Source organism: Fluviicola taffensis DSM 16823, assembly GCF_943372375.1.
GTDB lineage: Bacteria > Bacteroidota > Bacteroidia > Flavobacteriales_D > Crocinitomicaceae > Fluviicola > Fluviicola taffensis_A.
The window spans coordinates 1-20,270 of sequence record NZ_CALRYJ010000016.1; the positions used below are offsets into that span (position 1 = coordinate 1).

19 protein-coding genes are annotated in these 20,270 nt (G+C 39.2%); 8 read left to right on the forward strand and 11 right to left on the reverse strand.

All coding sequences use genetic code 11. The features are described 5' to 3' along the window. Positions 1–234: hypothetical protein (locus AAG807_RS17575; RefSeq protein ID WP_341906761.1), on the forward strand; the 234-nt coding region annotated here is incomplete at its 5' end. 326 nt (positions 235–560) lie between these two features. On the opposite strand, the gene AAG807_RS17580 is transcribed toward AAG807_RS17575, so the two are convergent. The 3 genes from AAG807_RS17580 to AAG807_RS17590 all read right to left on the reverse strand — a co-directional run bounded on the left by AAG807_RS17580 (position 561) and on the right by AAG807_RS17590 (position 2,582). Further along, entirely contained in the window at positions 561–1,265 is a 705-nt protein-coding gene (locus tag AAG807_RS17580) for a rubrerythrin family protein (protein WP_341906764.1), read from the reverse strand. Between the two features lie 6 nt (positions 1,266–1,271). Further along, on the reverse strand, positions 1,272–1,778 hold the full coding sequence (locus AAG807_RS17585; RefSeq protein WP_341906767.1) for a DUF2231 domain-containing protein: 507 nt from the start codon (positions 1,776–1,778) through the stop codon (positions 1,272–1,274). A gap of 117 nt (positions 1,779–1,895) precedes the next feature. Beyond that, a complete protein-coding gene (locus tag AAG807_RS17590) occupies positions 1,896–2,582 on the reverse strand; it encodes a type 1 glutamine amidotransferase domain-containing protein (protein ID WP_341906769.1) in 687 nt (228 codons plus the stop codon). Positions 2,583–2,968: 386 nt separating this feature from the next. Here AAG807_RS17590 and AAG807_RS17595 point away from each other — a divergent pair, with 386 nt between their 5' ends. Next, the gene (locus AAG807_RS17595; protein ID WP_341906771.1) at positions 2,969–3,622 is read left to right on the forward strand and encodes an ElyC/SanA/YdcF family protein; all 654 of its coding nucleotides are present in this window, start codon (positions 2,969–2,971) and stop codon (positions 3,620–3,622) included. 7 nt (positions 3,623–3,629) lie between these two features. Here AAG807_RS17595 and AAG807_RS17600 read toward each other — a convergent pair whose 3' ends face one another. The 7 genes from AAG807_RS17600 to AAG807_RS17630 all read right to left on the reverse strand — a co-directional run bounded on the left by AAG807_RS17600 (position 3,630) and on the right by AAG807_RS17630 (position 8,636). After that, entirely contained in the window at positions 3,630–3,989 is a 360-nt protein-coding gene (locus AAG807_RS17600) for a hypothetical protein (protein ID WP_341906774.1), read from the reverse strand. Positions 3,990–4,011: 22 nt separating this feature from the next. Next, positions 4,012–4,188 carry a hypothetical protein gene (locus tag AAG807_RS17605; protein ID WP_341906777.1) on the reverse strand — a complete coding sequence of 59 codons (177 nt, stop codon included), beginning with the start codon at positions 4,186–4,188 and terminating at the stop codon, positions 4,012–4,014. Position 4,189: 1 nt separating this feature from the next. Continuing rightward, positions 4,190–5,593 (reverse strand): radical SAM protein, encoded by a 1,404-nt coding sequence (locus AAG807_RS17610; RefSeq protein WP_341906780.1) that lies wholly within the window; start codon positions 5,591–5,593, stop codon positions 4,190–4,192. Then, on the reverse strand, positions 5,583–6,347 hold the full coding sequence (locus AAG807_RS17615; RefSeq protein WP_341906782.1) for a prolipoprotein diacylglyceryl transferase family protein: 765 nt from the start codon (positions 6,345–6,347) through the stop codon (positions 5,583–5,585). The genes AAG807_RS17610 and AAG807_RS17615 overlap by 11 nt, the downstream gene beginning before the upstream one ends. 1 nt (position 6,348) lies before the next feature. After that, positions 6,349–6,870 (reverse strand): hypothetical protein, encoded by a 522-nt coding sequence (locus AAG807_RS17620; RefSeq protein WP_341906785.1) that lies wholly within the window; start codon positions 6,868–6,870, stop codon positions 6,349–6,351. 124 nt (positions 6,871–6,994) lie between these two features. Further along, positions 6,995–8,080: a lipase family protein gene (locus AAG807_RS17625; protein ID WP_341906788.1), complete on the reverse strand. Its 1,086-nt coding sequence runs from the start codon at positions 8,078–8,080 to the stop codon at positions 6,995–6,997. A gap of 4 nt (positions 8,081–8,084) precedes the next feature. Then, positions 8,085–8,636 (reverse strand): hypothetical protein, encoded by a 552-nt coding sequence (locus AAG807_RS17630; RefSeq protein WP_341906790.1) that lies wholly within the window; start codon positions 8,634–8,636, stop codon positions 8,085–8,087. Positions 8,637–8,917: 281 nt separating this feature from the next. On the opposite strand from AAG807_RS17630, the gene AAG807_RS17635 reads away from it, so the two are divergent. Further along, the gene (locus AAG807_RS17635) at positions 8,918–10,885 is read left to right on the forward strand and encodes a SpoIIE family protein phosphatase (RefSeq protein ID WP_341906793.1); all 1,968 of its coding nucleotides are present in this window, start codon (positions 8,918–8,920) and stop codon (positions 10,883–10,885) included. Between the two features lie 41 nt (positions 10,886–10,926). Here the strand turns inward: AAG807_RS17635 and AAG807_RS17640 are convergent, their stop codons facing one another. Next, positions 10,927–13,008, reverse strand: coding sequence for a TonB-dependent receptor (locus tag AAG807_RS17640; RefSeq protein WP_341906795.1), 2,082 nt, complete (start codon positions 13,006–13,008; stop codon positions 10,927–10,929). Between the two features lie 166 nt (positions 13,009–13,174). Here AAG807_RS17640 and AAG807_RS17645 point away from each other — a divergent pair, with 166 nt between their 5' ends. From AAG807_RS17645 to AAG807_RS17665, 5 genes are read left to right on the forward strand one after another with little or no spacing between them, the layout of a single operon-like run. Then, positions 13,175–13,741 carry a hypothetical protein gene (locus tag AAG807_RS17645; RefSeq protein ID WP_341906798.1) on the forward strand — a complete coding sequence of 189 codons (567 nt, stop codon included), beginning with the start codon at positions 13,175–13,177 and terminating at the stop codon, positions 13,739–13,741. Between the two features lie 2 nt (positions 13,742–13,743). Further along, entirely contained in the window at positions 13,744–15,102 is a 1,359-nt protein-coding gene (locus AAG807_RS17650) for a T9SS type A sorting domain-containing protein (protein ID WP_341906801.1), read from the forward strand. 11 nt (positions 15,103–15,113) lie between these two features. Further along, positions 15,114–16,469 (forward strand): cellulase family glycosylhydrolase, encoded by a 1,356-nt coding sequence (locus AAG807_RS17655; protein ID WP_341906804.1) that lies wholly within the window; start codon positions 15,114–15,116, stop codon positions 16,467–16,469. Positions 16,470–16,505: 36 nt separating this feature from the next. Continuing rightward, the gene (locus AAG807_RS17660) at positions 16,506–19,526 is read left to right on the forward strand and encodes a histidine kinase (RefSeq protein WP_341906807.1); all 3,021 of its coding nucleotides are present in this window, start codon (positions 16,506–16,508) and stop codon (positions 19,524–19,526) included. Then, a complete protein-coding gene (locus AAG807_RS17665; RefSeq protein ID WP_341906809.1) occupies positions 19,519–20,259 on the forward strand; it encodes a LytTR family DNA-binding domain-containing protein in 741 nt (246 codons plus the stop codon). The genes AAG807_RS17660 and AAG807_RS17665 overlap by 8 nt, the downstream gene beginning before the upstream one ends. Positions 20,260–20,270 lie beyond the last annotated feature (11 nt).

A 20,270-nucleotide genomic window follows, 5' to 3' on the forward strand; every position in this document is an offset into this window, starting at 1 on the left:
CGTGAATGCTACATACCAACAGCAATGAGTTTTCGTCCAAAGCGCCAGTGGAAATTGACCTTTTATTTCAGCAACCCTCCCTTTATCCCAAGCAAAATGAAAGCCCAATTGCAGCTGATTTCTATGGCGAAAAGTGGAAAGTCGGATCTCGTGTACTGTCATCATTCATGTATTCAGGCAATTGAATTTAAGAAAAAAGAACTCCTCCCACAAGACCAAATCACAGAAATTTAGAGTTTTTTTGTGCCCTTATCCGGCTATCCGTTATAGTCCCTCCCGCTGGTCGGGCGCTGCCACGGATATCCGGGGTCGGCATTTACGCATTATCAAAATTCCTGACAAAACAAGAAAATAAACATCGCCCACCCACACTCAAACTCAGTTCTAAAAAAGCTCTGAAAACAGAGTTAGAGTGAGTACTGAGGGCAAAAAGAAAAAACATCTTTGAAAAAGCAGGACAGAATGAGAAACAGAACGGGAATGAGGAAAAAAGAAAAGCATCACTTCCGCAATGCTTTTCTTTTTGTTGTGAACTAATACGGTTTCTAACTATTCATTCTTCACAGATTGGTCACTCGAATGAAAAGCTTTGAATTGGTCATTGAAATTTCACAACGACTTGGTGCTGAAGTAGCATAAGTATTTCCACAAGTAGGACATAAAAAGTAAATTTCAGGTAATTTATCATCTGTTCCAGCCTCTAATGCTGCTAAAGCTCCTTTATAAAAATCTCGGTGTTTTTGCTCCACTTTATAAGCATAGGTTAAGCTTATTTGAGACATATAATTTCCCGCAGTATTAGCGTTTTTGATAAATTCCGGATACATCGTATTAAACTCATAACTTTCTCCGTTAATCGCTTCTTTCAAATTTTCAACAGTTGACTTCACTGTAAATTCGGGTTTTATAAGCGGTATGGATTCTCCCATTCTAACCAATACTACTTTATGGTTTTCAGCGTGAATTAATTCAGCACCGGAAGCCGCTTTAAAAAGCAATGCTATTTCAGGATGCCCCTCTTCCATCGCTTTTTTACTATAAGCTTCATATTTAAAGTGAGCAGTGGTTTCCCCTTTGTATGCGGCTTGCATATTTTCGGTATTTAATTTTAATCGATCTTTCCTTTCTACTTTTGTTACGTTGATTGCTTCTTCTTTATTGGAGCTTTTGAGTTCTTTTTCATCCGATGCATTCTCGTTACAAGATTGAAACAAAATCACTAAGGAAGCTACTCCAATAGCGAATAATATCATTGGTTTTTTCATTTTTTTCTATTTAAAACGGGTTGAAAATGATTCGTGTATCTGAAATTGATTATTGGAATGATCTCGAAAATCAGGAAGTACCAGTTGAATCCCTGCACCGTGTTTAAAAACCAACTCGCCTCCTAAATATCCTGTTCTTGCGACAGATCCTATCAAAAAACCAAACAGTGTGAAACTCACCCATTTTACCCAGCTTTTTTGATAGTTGATAAAATAAAAAACGGTCTTAAAAATCACATTAGCAATTGCTAAGGAAAGTGTTACGAAGGCCGCTTCTTCATGCATTCCCAATGGTTCTTGAAACATTCCATCAGTCATTCCTTCGCTTGCATAACGTCCACTTAAGAATGCAACTATTGCTCCTAATGTGCCCAGAATCAAAAGGTAAAATGAAGCTTTTTTGAAAAATTCATTTTTGCTGAACAATGAAATTCCTTCAGAAAGGAATCCCACCATTAATAAGGCGATTGGAAAATGAATAACCATAGCATGAAGATGCGGTGCTGTAATCATGATAAACTAGTTTAAAGTGTTTGTTTTTTTTATAAACGATCTACCTCCTCTTTTACAAGAATCGCATCATTCATCTATTTACACGGTTTTACTCCAATTTGGCTTTTGTTCTCAACCTTAAATTTTCTTCTTGAGTGTTTTCAAAAGCAGTTCTGCAACGGCAAGTGACGATGAAGGATTTTGTCCGGTGATTAATAAGCCATCTTGTTTTACATAAGATCCCCAATCATTCCCTTTGGTATAATGAGCTCCTTGTTTTTTAAGTTCATCTTCCAATAGAAATGGAACTACTTTCGTTAGTTTCACTGCTTCTTCTTCGGTATTTGAAAAACCCGTCAGCTCTTTTCCTTTAATAAGGGGTTCTCCGTTTTTCAGTTTCACATTCACCAAAGCGGCAGGAGCATGACATACAAATGCAATTGGTTTTTGACGATTATAAAAGGCTTCAATCAAATTAATGGAGGTTTTATCAATTGCCAAATCCCATAATGGGCCATGACCACCCGGATAAAAAACAGCATCGTAATCCTCCTGTTTTATCTCATCAAGTATAAAAGAATGTGCCATTTTGTCGATGAGCACGCTGTCTTTATAAAAACGTTCCGTTGAAGGCGATTGTGCATCTGCCAATTCACTTTTTGGATCGACCGGTGGTTGACCTCCTGCAGGAGATGCAATGGTGATTTCCGCTCCCGCATCAGCTAAGAGGTAATAAGGGGTTGAAAATTCCTCTATCCAAAAACCGGTTTTTTCACCCGTATTTCCCAATTCACTATGGGAAGTTAAAACCATTAGTATCTTCATTTCAGCTGTTTTTTTTGGTTATTATTCTATTATCCTGATTATTTATCGATTCCAGTCTGTCGTAGTGGAGTGAACTTCTTTTCTTTATCCTGAAACACCTTCAATAAGCATGGTGCCACCAGATAAGTAAGTGAGAAAATCTATCTGTAATTCTTGACTATTTTTCATTTGGGAATAATCTAGTGTGAATTCATTTTCACAACGGCATAAAGGTGAGGTCTTTTAATTATTAAAACCTTTCACAATTAATAGTAAGAGTTACATCTTTCACACTTTACCCAATTCAAGAAACAGCCGAATTCGAACGTTTTTTTAGTGTGAATTGAATTCAGGATTGTATTTTACAATTTGAATTCTCTTAATTTTACTCCTCACAATCAAGCAACATGAATCGAAAACGAAACTGGGCTAAAATCATTAAACGAACACTTTTGATCACCTTCCTATTCGGACTTTTTTGGTTCTTCGGAGCTAATTGGGCAATTGTCTCGAATGCAGAAGGAAAAGTATTCGACCAGGTGAGTGATTGCCCGAAAGTAAAAGTTGCTCTTGTTCTCGGAACTTCACGCACACTCAAGCACGGAAATGACAACCTCTATTTCTCCTACCGCATAAAAGCTGCTGTGGAATTGTACCGTGCAGGGAAAGTGAAATACATTCTGGTGAGTGGCGACAATGGTCAAACAACTTATGACGAACCGACCGACATGAAAAATGCTCTTATTGCGGCCGGGATTCCTGCAAAACGGATTTTCCTCGATTATGCCGGATTCAGAACACTGGATTCGATGGAACGTGCATTGAAAGTGTTCGGGCAGAAGGAAGTGATTGTCGTTTCGCAGCGTTTCCACAACGAACGTGCAATTTACCTGGGAGAACATTTCGGAATGACTGTTTATGGATATAACGCCCAAGATGTTGCCAAAATGGGTGGTTTCAAAACGAAAGTCCGTGAGCGCTTTGCCCGCATGAAAGTGTTTTGGGATATCGTGTTTGGTGTTGATTCCAAGTTTTTAGGAGAATCTGTTGAAATCAAATAAGTTCACATTAATCTCCCAGAACGCGCTTCTCCACCATTTGTAAAATACGTTTATTACAACTCGTTTTGTTTTTCAGGTACCAGGAAAACTGGTCTGATTCCAGAAATCCGACGATCAATCCGATACATTGATTACGCAATGCCTGATTATTTTGGATCATCTGTCTCATGAATTGACGCCGTTCCTTTTCCATCAGGTTTAGAAAATTCGGATTCATCTGGTGAAAAGTATCTTTAACAAGCAGGATCAAATGATCATTTTGATACTTCAAGATGGAACGCAGGTATTGATTTTGAAACAATTCAAGGTCCGTTGAATCAAGGGATTCATCAAAAAATATTTCCGGGAGTAATTCAGATCGTTTCATCTTATACAATTAGTTATCTAGTTCAATGGATTCGAATCGGAAAATACGAGCAAACAGAAAATCCAATGATGATTGACGCAAAACCGGAGAGCAGAACGATCAAACCCGGTTTTTGGGTGGATTCGAAACAAACCATTACGATCCCTACAAAAACAGCTATTACGCCAACGAGTAAAAGCAATAAACCAAATCCTGTCATATTACAATTTTAAAGGTTGAGAAATTAAATGATCGAATTTTTCCTTGAATTCATCCCTGTAAAAAAGGTTCATCGTTTCAAAAGGAATAATTCGTCCATCTTTATGTACGATATGGACACAGGATTTCTTGATCGCACGCACGTCAAAATCATACGCATCCATAAAATTCATGATAATGATACGAAATAGATTGTTATAACTTAATCCGGGAGCATCTATCACCGGCAAACAACATAACAACTGATGCATCTCATCCTGAACCTTTTCAACGGACGGAGCAGTTGAGAAGATCCGTAACAAGTGATTGTGCAGCCTCTCATCTTGCTCATAAACAATCGTATTCTTCGAATTGTTAAGCAAATCTTCCGGGTTAATCAAACGGGTCAATGGAAAAACCTGGTCCTCCATCTTCAGTGCGTATCCCATGATCAATGCATCGGGATTACAGGGAACCGGTATCAAATCGGCAGGTTCGAATAAAGGAGCTTGTTTCAGGATTAGTCTTCGCACTTCCGAATTGGTCAAACGATCCGTAGCTGGATTAAAATGTTCCAATCTTCCGGAAGAACTTGTCGGTTGAAAAGTCACTCCCCGAACGCAAGGTTGTTTCAATGCATAATCGATGATCTTCCCTATTTCAGAATCATTTAATCCCTTTTGCAAGGTAACAACCAGGGTTGTACTCAAATTCAATGCATTGAGTTTCTCTAGAGCTTTGATGCGTATATCTCTCAAATCGCGTCCGCGCATGGATTCCAACACTTCTTTTTCGAAGGAATCAAATTGCAAATAGATCTCAAAATCGGGCATGTAAGTTGCCAATCTTTCTGCAAACCCCGGATCATTAGCTATTCGAATCCCGTTTGTATTAACCATCAAATGCTTGATGGGCTGTGTTTTACAATAATCCAGAATTTCAAAGAACTCCGGGTGAATCGTCGGTTCTCCGCCGGAAAGTTGAACAACGTCCGGTTCTCCTTCCGACTTGACAATAACATCCACCATCCGTTTGATTTCTTCCAGTGTCCGGTGTTTTCCGTGCGTTGGTGAAGAAGACGCATAACAAGTGGGACAGGTCAAATTACAACGATCGGTTACTTCTATCAATGTCAAACAGGAATGCTGTTCATGGTCTGCACAAATTCCACAATCCATCGGACAGCCATAATCGGTATGTGTAAGCGGTTCTTTCGGGTATTCCGAAGCTTTATTAAAATTGCGGATATTCTTATAAAAATCAATATCATCAGCAATGATGGATTTCTGGAAACCATGCTCTGAGCATCGTTTCAACATGAATACGTTCCCGTCTTCAAAAACGATCTTTGCCGAAATCCGCTTATGGCATTCATTGCATAAACTAATCGTGTGATCGTAATAAATATAGGAGCTTTCAGATGGCATAAAGGGTGTTTTTAGGCTTTATAATCAGATAAAGAATGGTCCTAAGATACAATAAATAACAGATCAGGATGGCAATTTGGATACTTGTAAGTCCTAAAGCCAATGGAAAATGCGGTTTCATCCACTCGGCAATGAAGCGATACAAAAGGTAGAGGAACATCATCAGTTTGAATTGCATTCCTTCGCTTAATTTTTGTTTTCGCTGCAGCACCACCAAAAGCACTCCGATAAGAATCAAAACAACCAGTTCATACAGCGCCAATGGATGTCTTATCACTCCATCACCCAAATCCATTCCCGTGAGCCAATCTGTCTCATTTCCATAGGTCATTTCTTCGATTCCTTGAGAAAAACAACCAATTCGACCGATAAACAACCCCAATAAAATGGGGAAAGTCATAACATCGCCGGAAGAAGCTTTTAATTTCATGAAATACTTGGCAATCTCGACAAATAGCCAGCCTCCAAGCAAACCTCCCACAACTGTTTTGGAAGAATATAGATACATCCAAAAATCCGGACTTGATTTCCACGCTTCCACATTTTCAAGTGCCCCAAGCACACGTGAAAAAATGAGTGCCCCCAATGCTGCTGCAATCAGTAAGATCATTCGCTGCTCCCAGGAAAAAACATCCTGAATTCGCTTTTTCTTAAAAACATAGAATCGAAACCCAACGAAAAAGGCAGCAATCTCGGTTACTAAATGCGTATTGATTTCAGTTCCGAAAACAGAAAGATTGATTGGAAATTCCATATTATCTGGAGTTGTTTTTCTGTATTTTATATAGTTCCAGCAATTGTTCTATTTCAAAAGCTTTTTGGGTTCCAATCAATAATTTCCCCCCGTCTTTGAAAACCAATTGTAAACCTGTTTTTCCGGATACATTCAAAGCTCTTCCTTTCCCTAAAAAACTATAGCGAATCCCCCATCCGCCAAACTCTGACAAGGGCGAATATTCACGCAGGTAAACCTGATCCAGGTCTTCCCATCTGTAATGACGAAATTTTAGTTGTATCGGAAAGAACCGTACATCAATTCCCCTGTCCGAAATGCGGGTTTCCAGTTTCATGATGAAAAACAGAAGCGATAGGAGCAGCATGAAAAAAAATCCTATCAGCAAGGAAGCATTATCAAACGCCTTACTTCCAAATGGCTCTCCAAACAACACTTGTGTCACAATGAAAAATCCCATTACTCCTTTAATTCCCGCAAAAAGAAACCACAACCACCATTGTCTGAATTTTTGAGTTTCCGAAAACCGTTGATAATCCTTCATAATCCATTCATTTGGGCTAAACTGATTCACCCGAATTCCTATTGTTTGTTTAATCCCTGTAAATGGATGATTGGTAAGTGAATAGTATCAAGCATGTCATAAATAGTGTCTCTTAAACATAGTCTTATTTCGATAACTTTTCCATCATCAACAAATAAGGATCCAACATGTGATTCAGGAAGATTGCCTTTGGATCCTGAGGAAACTTGGTATAATATTCCGTATCCGGATAAAGGACAATGAAATTTCCGCAACGCGTGAAAGTAGTTGAATGAGCCAATTGTGGAGGCTCAAACCCTTTTAGATTCTTCGTCATTAATTTACCCAATTTCCGACCCAAATATTTTTCAAAGCGTCTTTGGGTCTTTTTCGAAGGGCGATCCATTTTATTGTACATGTGTCGAACAACCAATCTTGGGAGAAATGGCAATTTCTTGATTGCTTTTTTGGCATTCTGAAACGGATTCACACCATTGAAATCATTCACGGTCTGGACTGAAAAGGGAGATTCGGGAACCCAATCCAATGAGTTCACCGTATTGTAAGCCCAGCCATCCTGGGTCATCTTTTCATAATAATAAGCAAAGTAGAGGTTCCCCGGTTTCGGTGCGGCACTGCAATAAGTTTTGAACTGCACATCTGCCGGAATAATTCCGTTCTCTTTCATGATCAGGAGATGAGCTGTTAACAAATACGCCAAAGCTCCTCCCTGACTGTGTCCGGTAATGTAGAATTCTTTCTTTCCCTGATCGATCTGAGCAAAAAGCACCGAATCCATGTCTTGCCAGATACAACCTAAAGCGGTTGTCCATCCAACGTGAACCAAGGCTTTCGGGTCTTTCGATAATTCGTAATAGAATGTGTCTTTTTCACTGGTTTTGATCCATCCTTTTGCAGGAACCATTCCCGCATAGAAATTAGCTCCCCAACTCGAGAAAGTTCCTGTCGTTCCTCTCAAGGACAAAACCCCTACTCCGGCTTTATCTTCCCAATAATCCCATTTATTATCAAAACCTACTGTTTTTGAACGGTACTTGAATTCAAATCTTTCAGGAGTCGGCATTGAATCGGAATACGTAGAATCTGCAAATTGAAAATTGACTTTCAATAGCTCCATCGCTTCATTCTTGTCGTAGCCGGGTTTTAATTGGGCATAAGAGTGGTTGAATGAAAAAAGGAGTAAACCTAAAATAGAGAACCAGATTTTCATAGAATCAAATTAAATGAGTCAAGTAATTAATTAGCAATAACAAATGATGCTTTTGCTGATCCATTAAGCGATGAGTGTATTCGATAGACTGTATACTTCCTCCTCCACTGTATTCCTCTTGCATGAATTTACCGATTAAGGTGCGTTCTTTTTCCATCATCGACTTCCAATCTTTTTGCCAAGTCCCCAATAAGTCTCTGTCTTCTACTTCCATTTTAGAGGATAAGATGGTGAAGTATTTATCGACCAATTGCTCATATTCCGATGCACAAGCCAAATTTGCCTTATTGATTCCTAAGGTTGTCGATTCCTTTTCCAACTGTTTCCGCAACAGGCTTTCAACCACAAAGGTATCTTCCATGAACATGCGCTGAATAGAATCTGAAAAATCACTTTTCCCTTCTGCTTTCGGTAATTTCAAAGCCAATTCATGGGCTTCCGATCTCAATTCCACCCGCCAATTGATTTTTAACCGCTCCATTTCGGAATCCGAAACTTGGGAAAAGGCAGAAGAATACTGGAAAACTAGGAATAAGAGAGCAATTCTGGAAATCATGTTTTTGTTTTTAATTAGTGGATTCATGACTTTGCGCTCTTTACGCCTTCGCAGTTAGAACAAAGAAATTTTAACTGAACCGCAAAGATGCAGAGGGCGCAGAGTTTTAAAACCATCACCTCATTATCGTATCTGAATTTCTAAAATTAATCAATCTCTTACACTTATATTACTAAAAAGAAACTTTCTACACTCAAAGGAATTGAAATTATTCAAATCGAAATCAGTGAAGAGTATTTTATTAATTTTAGTTCGATTTACTTTTTAGCGCTACCAAACTTATGAAGCAAAACACACTTATTCTTGTATTGTTATTCCTTATTTCGGATTTCACCTATTCACAGACAAAAAATCAACTCGATTCAATCCTGAACGTTTGTTCCAAGATGAAGAACGACACCAATAAGGTCATTTTTCAAAATGAAATCTCGTGGAGTTTCAAATATTCTCATCCGAAGCAGATGGAAAAATTGCTTCTTGACAATGTGAAACTCGCTAAAAAGTTGAAATACGAATCCGGAACGGCTTTGGCTTACAAAAACCTGGGGATTCTGATGGACGAGGCAGGGAATATACCCAAATCCGTAGAAAACTACCAACTTGCGATCCGCTATTACAAAAAAGCAAACGATGAAATGGGAGTTGCGAAAAGTGAAGCCAATATTGGAATTCTCTACCGCGATTTGAAACGAAACCCGGAAGCAATCCAGAAATTTCGCGAATCGAATAAGGTCTTCATCAAAAATGGATTCCTTCAAGGTCAGCTGATCATTTATCAAAATCTGAGTATCTGCTATGAATTCATGAATAAACTGGATTCTGCCACTGTCAATATCAAAAGGGCAATGGACATCATGAACCAGCTTAATATCGTCGATCCGAATGTCTATGGGAATTATGCCAATATTTTCATGAAACAGAAAAATTATGCAAAAGCCATTGAATACTATGAAAAAGCAGTGAAAATATTGGGCTCCGACGGTCGTGGTATTACCTGGACAGATAATATGGGATTGGCTTACTACAATCTGAAACAATATCCGAAGGCATTACCCCTTTTTCTGGCAAGTATTGACAATGCTCCCAATATTTACAACGCCAATACCATGGCTACCCATTTTCATTTGGCCAATTTATATTATGCAACTGCCGAATACAAGAAAGGATTTGAAGTTCAACGAACTTACCTCGATATCAAGGATTCCATTTTCTCTTTGGAGAATGCACGACAGCTTTCGGAACTGACCAAGAAATACGATTCGGATAAGAAGAAGATCCAAATCGAGAACCAGAAGAAACAGATCAAAAGTGAACAGACCCAGAAGTATTTCTTCGCAGGTAGCATGATTGTTTTTATTGCTTTGGGATTCCTGTTATTCCGCTCATTGAAGCAAAAAAACAAAGCCAACCAAATCATCCTCGAACAGAAAAGACTGGTTGAGGATCAGAAAGATGCATTGCAGCACAAAAACCGGGAGATCCTGGATTCCATCACCTATGCAAAACGTTTGCAGGATGCCATCCTTCCCGCAGTTGATTACTGGCACAAGACACTTCCCGAAAGTTTCATTCTGTACAAACCAAAAGATATCGTTGCCGGGGATTTTTACTGGCTGGAAACACATACTGTTTCGAATGGCGAAATTTCCGAAGATTACTTGTTCTTTGCTGCTGCAGATTGTACAGGTCACGGTGTTCCGGGAGCCATGGTAAGTGTGATTTGCTGCAATGCTCTGAACCGATCCGTTTTGGAATTCAACTTGGTTGAGCCGGGAAAAATACTGGATAAAACACGTGAATTGGTTATTTCGACATTCAATAAAAGCGTGGAAAACGTCAAAGACGGAATGGATATCAGTTTGGGATGTTTGAATGTAAAAACCAAGGAATTATTGTGGTCCGGGGCGAATAATCCACTTTGGGTAGTTCCTGCAGGAAGTGATGAAATCATTGAGTGGAAACCGGACAAACAACCTATCGGGAACTATGCCGATGAAAAGCCGTTCAGCACACATTCGATGATCCTTGAACCGAAAACAACGATTTATCTGTTTACCGATGGATATGCAGACCAGTTCGGTGGTGAGAATGGAAAAAAATTCAAATACAAGCAATTCAAGGATTCCATTCTGGCAATTCATGATCGACCGATGGAAGAACAGCAAGAACATTTGGAAACCACTTTTGAAAGCTGGAAAGGCGAATTAGAACAAGTGGATGATGTCTGTGTGATCGGAATCAGAATATAATTTAAAACCAGTAGGGACGCGATGCATCGCGTCCCTACTGGTTAATGTTTCCCACCAATTACCCATTTTAAGTCAACGAAAACAGTCCGAGGCTTCGGTGGTCCGTAAATAAAATTGCTGTCCCGGTATTTGGATGTGTCAAAATCGCTTTGGTAACTGTCAAATACATTCTGAATTCCAAGACCGATGCGAATCGTCTGTTCAAATTGATGGATGTGGATTGCATGTTCTGCCCGAATTCCCAAATCCCAAAATGACTTTGTATGTACGATCTCATCCTGCATCAATTCAGGCGCTCCTGCAAAGTGTGGAACTAACATGCTTCCCGTATAAACACAGCTTACTGATCCGGACCAGGCTCCTTCCGGGAATATGGAAATGGTGGAAGAGCCATACACATTCGGAGTTCTCAGAAAAGCTTTGATCGGTTCAACTTCCAATGACCATTGCTGTGCCTCCGTAAAAAGCGATTCCTGGTAAGTGAAATTGAGATCCACTTGCAGGTACTTGTCCCAACGCAAACGTACGGATTCACTTAAACCACTCACTTCCGCATTGGATCCGTTTGTTCGCAAAAGTAAGGTCTTGGATGGATCTGGGCTCGGAATTTCATTCAGTACAAATGAATGAAGCAATTGCGTGTGGAACAGGGTCAATTCGGAAGAATACAACATTTTCTTTCTTCTCCTACTCCAATTCACTTGTGCTGAATACGCATGTGATTTTTCACTCTTCAGATCCTTGTCCACCCGGATTTGAGAAATTCCACCGTTGGCAAAAGCAATGTGCATATCCGTTTCAAAAACTTGTGGTGCTTTAAATCCGTTTCCGTAAGCCAAACGAAATTGCCACTGTCCATTCGGTTTGAACAGAACAGCCGCTCTCGGAGTTACAATCAAATTCTCAACTTTCGAATGCTTCGTTGTTCTTACACCTGCAACGAATGACCATTTTTCCCCCAGATCAAATTGATCCTGCAAAAAACCGGCAACTTGTGTGATGTTTTGGTCGATGGAATAATCATATCCCCGAATCTCATCCTGAATGGCGTCGTAATAGTGCTCCACCCCGCCGATCAAGGTAGATTTGCTCTTTGATCCGATCTTTTGAACATAACTGAACTGAAGACCTGATTGCAGCGTGACATTATTGGTTTTCCCCCACGCCTCCGCATGATTTAAACCGGTATAATGATGCCTATTTGTTTTCTGATAACCTGTATAAGCCTGAATATTCCACTTTTTATTTCGGGATTTCCAATTTCCGGAAAACTGACCGATACTGGTGATCTGGTTCCTGAATTCGCTTTGGTCTGCCTGTTGCGGATCCCCATTCCACAATTGACCTCCTTGCCTTTGTTCGTGCAGGATCCAAAAATCTGCATGAAGCTCAATGGATTTTCCGATATTCTGAAATGCATTGATTCCGAGCAAGGAACTGTTAATTCTCGGAATTTCCGTGAATCCGTCTCCATTCCGGTCATAACCATCCCGAATCTTGTTCATTCCGGAAAATAAAAAACCACTCTTTTTCGATTTGGAAACAAGGGCGCCATTCACTTGGATCACTTGCTCAACAGGTCCTTTCGGAATGATGGAAACCTTGTCCGAAACTTCAATAAAATTGGTTTCCGGATGTTTGGTAATGATATTGATTGTTCCGGCGATTGCGTTGGAACCATAAAGAACCGAACCACCGCCATTTACAACTTCAATGCGGTCGACAATAGTTGTCGGGATCTGCTCCAATCCGTACAATCCCATCAAAGAGGAAAACAGAGGCCTTCCATTGATCAGAATCTGAGAGTAAGAACCACCCAGACCATTCATTCGCACCTGAGTATAATTGCATGTTTGACAATTCGTTTCCATCCGGATTCCTGGCGAGAACTTCAATGCATCTGAAATGGAAGTCGCCGAAATGGCTCTGAACAGTTTTTGATCCAAGGTTGAAACAGAGATCACACTATTTTTCTTTGATTGAGCTATCCGACTTCCTGTAATGGTTACTTCTTCTATCTCCCGCAAGGAATCAGACACAATCCTCAACGAATCAAGCGATTGATTTTGAGCTATTGAAATGAAGGCTCCACAAGAAATAAGAATCAAAAATAGATGTCGCACAAAAAAATATTTTCACAAATATAAAACTATTTTTTTAGACTTGTCTAAAATTAAATTCAGCCAACAGTTAAAATGGATTTATGGGATTCAACAACTCAATCCAGCAGTTCACTTTTTCTCACTCCCTTGACTCTCATCTATGAACTAATTTTACTCAAAAACTCGTATGAAAATCGTTCAATTCTCTTTTTTGATAGTCGCTTTCCTGGCTATCTCGGCTTGTTCCAAGGACAAAAAAAACACTCCTTCTTCAACGAATACCGGAACAACAAGTCTTCCTGACACATTTACCTATACTTACGCAAGTGGAAGTTTTCACTTTGTTTCATCATCGGATGGCATTGATGTGACTTTAAATGCAGCTCCGGAATCCGGTAGTCAAATCAGCAGAGGAACAGGATCGTTCACCTATAATTTGATAGAGCTTGCATCGGAAGATCCGTCAAATCCGGGAATAAGTGGAAATCCGGATTTAGTTTTTGTTCTGACGAATCAAAATGCCACATTCTATCAGACCAATCAATCCATTCATATCGGAGACGGATCAAGCGATTCCTTTGAATACAGAACTGTCATCAACTCGGAATTAGGTAAATTCAGACCACTTAATGCAAACGTGATGTTTAGCAAAATTTCCGAGCAACAAATCATCGGAACAATTACCGGAACCTTTGACTTCGATAATGATGGCATTTCCAGATCTTGTACAATCAATTTCACTTTAAATAAATAACTATGAAACTTCTTACCATTGTAACTTCCTTATCCATCTCAGTCAGTTTGAGCGCCCAATTGAGCAATCATTCACTTATTGTTCCTGAATTTGGAAACGGAATCCTCAAACTTTATTCACCTACTTCCTCTACTACTATTCAAGCCAATCCGAATTACACCATTGATTTGACGCAATTAGGTCAAGGATTATCCACCAATGGAAGTCCGAATTGCACGGCACTTTTTGGAAATGATTTGTTTGTAACCATCACTTCTGCTAATCAACGAATCTATCGTTTCCCCAATTACATCCAAAATCCTTCGGCAGCTATTGCCAATGTCTCACAAGTAACCAATATTGGAAATGATTACGTGGGAATTGCATTTGATGCTTCAGGGAATTTGTACACATCAGAAGGTGATTATTTAAATACCCGAATTGTCCGTTACAATGCTTCGGATTCTTACGCTACCCGAATTGATTTGGGAAACGGATTGATCCAATCGTACTTTGCGAACATCACTTTTGACGCAGCAGGAAATCTATGGGCTACCGATTATTCCAATAACCGGGTTGTTGCAATTTCAGCTGCAGATTTAGCTACTACCGATGCCAATTTCCACAGCCTTTCAACGAATAGTGTTGCATGGTCTGGTAATGGAGGTCATGTGGAAAATATCACTGCAACGCTTCAAAACAAAGTCGTTTCCACCGTTTTTGCTCAACCTGAAGGAATAGCTTTTGATGGAAACGGGTTACTTTGGGTAGCAAATAATAACGATTCACACAGCAATGAAAATGCTACATTGGTTCGTATCAGCGCAAGTTTACAAGCTCAAATATTAGGATCTTTAAGCCCAGTGGATGCACAGCCCAATTTATCTAACAGCATCAATGGTTTCCAAGTTTGGAATCTTCCTTCTTCCGCTTCCGGGCAAAGTCAATTAGGAGGGATTCAAATTGATCAAACACTCAATCGCATTTATATCAATGAACAAGTAAGTGGAAGTGGATTGTGGTTTGATTTAGCGACTCTTTCAAACATTTTAGACAACTTCGGTAATTATCAACTCGGAATTGTATCTACAAACCCAGGTAATGGTGGATTGTCGCTTGCTCCATTGGTTTCAACGGCTTCCATAACTGAAAACACGGATCCTGAACAATTTGCGATTTATCCCAATCCAACCAATGGAATTTGTTATCTTAACTCTTTGAAAAACACCCAATCCATTCAGGTAGTTGATCAATTGGGTAAAACAATAGACGTTTCCATTACTGAAAATGAACTCACATTTCCGACATCTGCGAAAGGATTTTTCTTCGTGAAACTGATGAATGGAACGGAATCAATAACATTGCCTATAGTAGTTCAATAATAGAATCGAGTATGAAAACATTTTTTTACACCACTTTTTTGTTCGTATTGTACGGAACATTTCATGCAATCGGTCAGCAAAACACCTTGCAGGTCGTAGGCAAAAACATCACATCGGCTAACGGTCAGACAATCGTTATCCGCGGAGTCAATTACGGGTTGATTAATCAAGGTGATATTTCTTTGGATAATCCGGCCGGTTATCAGGCTTACATTGATGAAGTTGCCAATACAGGAGCAAATGCAGTTCGGATTCCATGGTATACCAATGGACAAAACTGGAGAGATATTCCCGGTCCTCCGAATAACGGAACTCCCGGAACAGTTGACGGGTATGTCACAAACGGTCATTTGAGCAATATCATCGCTTATTGTATCTCTAAAAAAATGATTCCGATTCTGAGCATTCACGATGATTCTTACATTACCTGTAAAGATAATTGGAGTTATTTCAACTCAACAGTGATGAATTTTTGGACAGATCCGGATGTATTGGCACTAATCGAAGCCAATAAAGCTTATTTGATCATTAATTTAGCAAATGAATTTGATAAAGTAAGATGGGGAGCCGGTTCTGTAGCCTCCGAGCTAATCACCTTTAAGACCAATTACTCTGCAGCTGTGGCGACCCTTCGTCAAGCAGGTGTGAATGTTCCGATTATCATTGATGCTCCGGACTGCGGACAATCTTCTACCGAATTATTATCCGTTGCTGAAGAAATGAATCAAAATGATTCACGTCACAATTTAATTTTCTCGTCGCATGCTTACTGGTATGGATATGCCAATACACTCTCACAGGTTCAGACAAAATTGAATGAAGCGCAAAATACCGCTGTCTGTTTTATTTTAGGGGAAGTGGCTACCAATCAGGATGGAGACAATGGCGAATGTGGATTCTATGATCTTTCGGCTCTTTATCCTATCATCCTGGATGAGGTGTGTTCCAGAAATATCGGTTGGTTAGCCTGGACATTCAGTTTGGATTGTTCACCGGCACGCGAAATGTCTCCTAACGGTTCAGCTTCCAATTTGACCACTTTTGGAAATGACATTATTAACAATGTGAACTACGGTTTAAAATCAACCAACGGATGTGGCGCTGTTTTGATCGATGAAAGTGCGGGAATTAATAAAAACAGTCCTGGCTTAGTTACAATTGAACCCAATCCAACCAAGGACATTGTAACGATACAATCTGAAAGTTCAGGAATTCTGCTGATTCGCAATACCTTGGGAGAAGTCATTTATAGGGAAAATCATCTTCAAAAGTCTGTTATTTCGGTTGATCAATTCAAAGCAGGTATTTATTTTGTACAAATCGGAGATCAACCAGATCATTCTGTTCAAAAACTGATTGTTTATTGATTACCATTTGAGCGCATTCGAAAATAGAGCTACTGCATGAAAAATTGGTTTTGGGGAATTCTTTTTATCACTTCATTCTGTGTTGGTCAAGATAACGCTGAGTTTCCTTCTTTTCAATTCACCTCCCTTTCAGTTCGGGATGGACTGAGTAATCGCATTGTTTATTCGATTGGTGAAGATCTGCACGGCTCTATTTGGATTGGAACAGCGGATGGTTTGAATCGCATCGATGGTAACCGGATCAAATCTTATTTTTTTGACCCGAAAAATGCCAATAGTATTTGCAATAATTCCATTAAACATTTGTTTCAGGATCAACAGACACTTTGGATTGGAACTGAAGCCGGAGTTTCTTCATTGGACTTGAATACTTTCCGTTTTTCGAAACCCGCTAACTCGGTTAAGAATTCACTTCATTTAGAATACAATACTGATTTTTTGAAGGTTGATAAGCAGCTATGGATTTTAGGTCAACATGATTTTTACAAGTACACTTCTCACAAAAAAGTCAAGTCGTTTCAATACAAAGGAGCTGAAAAATTTGGCATTCCTTCAAACAGACGAATCGATTTTGCCTTTCACGATTTGAATAACCATATTTGGGGAGTTTCCGGGAGGACTATTGGAAAACTAAATCCAACCAATCTGTCTTTTCTATCAGGTCTACTAGTCGGAAATCAAAAAAATGAAGGCATCACGAGTGTCGTTGCACAAAAGAATGGATTTTGGATCGGAACTTGGGGAAATGGACTCTTCAAATATGATTCCAGGCAAAGAAAGCTCTCTCAGATAAAGCTGAATGCTCCCATCATTCACGACATTGCTTCTTTTTTTGATCCCGATGGAAACGCCCTCCTCCTAGCCGGAACAAACACCGGATACGCCATCATCAACACCTTAACCGGAAAGGTAAAGGAATTCCCACTCGATACAGAAGTCAGAAATGTATTTGTCGATTCGAGAAATACTGTTTGGTTAGGAACTGACCAAGGCGTTTACTTTGCGGAACAAACCAAAAAAGGAATTGAAACACTTCAACTATCCAAGCTGATAAACAATATTGAAATCGATTCCAAACAACTAATCGGATCGATTCACTCCACAAAAAACAATTACTACGCTTCCATCCTTTATGCGAAAGGATTTCTGAAATTTGATAAAAACTGGAAGTTTCAGGCATACATTCCTTCACTTGTAAAAGACTTATCTCAAACCGCTTTCAGAGATATTCGCGCTATTTTGGAAACAGCTGAGAATTATTGGGTTTGCACTGATGCCGGATTAGTGAAATGCCGTAAGAATTTCGAAATTCTGGAAATCATTCACCTACCAAAAACAGAAAAAACCATTAGCGGGGCTCATTTGTTTCAAGAACTAATTCCCTACAAAACAAATCAGTTCTTGGTTCGTGGATACAAATTTATTGCTGTTTTTAACTGGAAAACAGAGCAATTCACATACATTGCGCATTCCAATTCGTTGAACAATACCATTCCGGATGATTTGATTGTGGGGCAAGAACTTATTGGAAATAAACTCTATGTTGCATCCGAAAATTACTTCTACAGCATTGATCTTCATTCCAAGGAAATCAAAAAAATCCCCTTTCCATTCTCCGGTAAACGGATCAGCTCTTTTACTGCATTAAACAATTCCTTGTGGATTGGAACTCAGACCGGATTGTTTCAATATCGTCTATCTGACCGATCTTTCCATGGATATTACCGTTCTGATGGACTATCGAGTGACCATATTTTGCAATTAGCCACAGATCATAAAAACAACTTGTGGATTGCAACTACAAAAGGCCTTACTTCCTTGAATGTACTTACAAAAACCTGTAAACGCTATCAAAGTTCCGATGGGATTTCAGATGAATACATGGAAGGTGCATTATTTATTGACGACAAGCAACACATCGTCTTTTCAGCTATTGACAAGCTTTCCATCCTGGATTCAAATCACTTGAGAAAACACCAAAAGCAACAAAAAGCTTTGATCACAGAAGTGATTGTCGGACTCAAAAAAGTGGTTTGGAATTATCACCAAGGAGTGAAATCTATTTCGGTTCCATATTCTGGCAATAATATCAGTATTGATTTTGTTGTTCCTGCCTATTTGCCCAATACAACGGATGAATCTTATTATTATCAACTAAATAATCAATGGAAAAAAGCAAATTCCGGACTTCTGGAACTCTCCAATCTTCCGATTGGTAAAACAGTGATCACCATTGCTTCTTATCCCAAAGAATCCCCGTTAAATGACCAATTAATCATTACAATCGATGCTCCTTGGTATAAAACGTGGTGGTTTTTGGGATGCTGTATTCTTGTATTTGCTTTATTGATCGGAAGTATTATTCGCCTGAGAGTGAGTCAAAGTAATCGACAATTCAGGGAAAAGGAGCGCATTCAAAATCAGATCCGTGATGCAGAAATGAAGACTTTGCGTTCGCAAATGAATCCGCACTTTATGTTCAACGCATTGAATTCAATCAATCGGTTCATTATTGAAAACGATAGCAAGCAGGCTAGTAATTACCTGACCCTATTTTCCAAATTGATGCGAAATATCCTGGAGAACTCCAAGAAGTCAACCATCTCGCTCAAAAAGGAAATTGATTCATTGAAATTGTATTTGGAACTGGAAGCTGCGCGGTTGGAGCATAATTTTGATTACGTAATTGAAATTGATCCTACAATCGATTCTGAGTTTCTCGAATTACCTCCACTTATTCTGCAACCTTTTGTGGAAAATGCCATTTGGCATGGAATAAACAACCTGTCCGAAAGAGGAGAAATTCGAATTGAAGTCAAAAAGGTGGATTCGGAACATATTCAAATTGACATCATCGATAATGGAATTGGAATCGAACAATCTCAAAAAATAAAGCAAAATCAAACTAGTCACAAGTCTTATGGAATCGAAACAACGATTCATCGCTTACATTTGCAGAACCATGAAAACACCGTTTCAATTCTGAATCTAACCGATGATAAGGGGTTGAGCAAAGGAACACAAGTAAGCATCTTAATACATCAACAACATGATTAAAGTACTTTTAATTGACGATGAAAAACATTGTTTGATTACACTGGAATTCATCTTGAAGCAATTGGATGAGATTGAAATTGTCGGAATGGCTCAAACAAGTGCTGAAGGAATCAAATTGGTGGAAGCATTCAATCCGGATATCGTGTTTTTAGATATTGAGATGCCCAATCAGAATGGGTTTGATTTCTTAGCTCAATTTGCCTCGATTCCCTTCAAAGTGATTTTCACCACCGCTTACGATCAATACGCTGTAAAAGCTTTGCGCATGAATGCATTGGATTACTTGTTAAAACCGATTGACAAGACCGATTTAATGAATGCACTGGAAAATTATACTTCCGAAAATCAGAAAATAACAGACGAACAAATTCAAAACCTGCATCTGTTTCGAAATGGGAAAATTCAGGATACGATTGCACTTTCTACCCAAACGGGCTTAATCTTCATTAAAATTGATGACATCATGTATTTGGAAGCCAGTAGCAGTTATACCTATTTGATCATGAAGGATAGAACAAAGCATCTGGCTAGTAAAACAATGGCCAATTTCGAAGATGTCCTGATTGATAACCCGATTTTTTTCCGGGTTCACAAATCGTATGTTGTGAATCTGAAATGCATCAAACAATACATTCGCGGAGACGGAGGTGAACTCATTTTAGAAGATGGAAAGTCCATTTCACTGAGCCGCAGTAAAAAACAAGAATTTCTGGATCTTTTTATGAAGATTTAATACAACCGTTC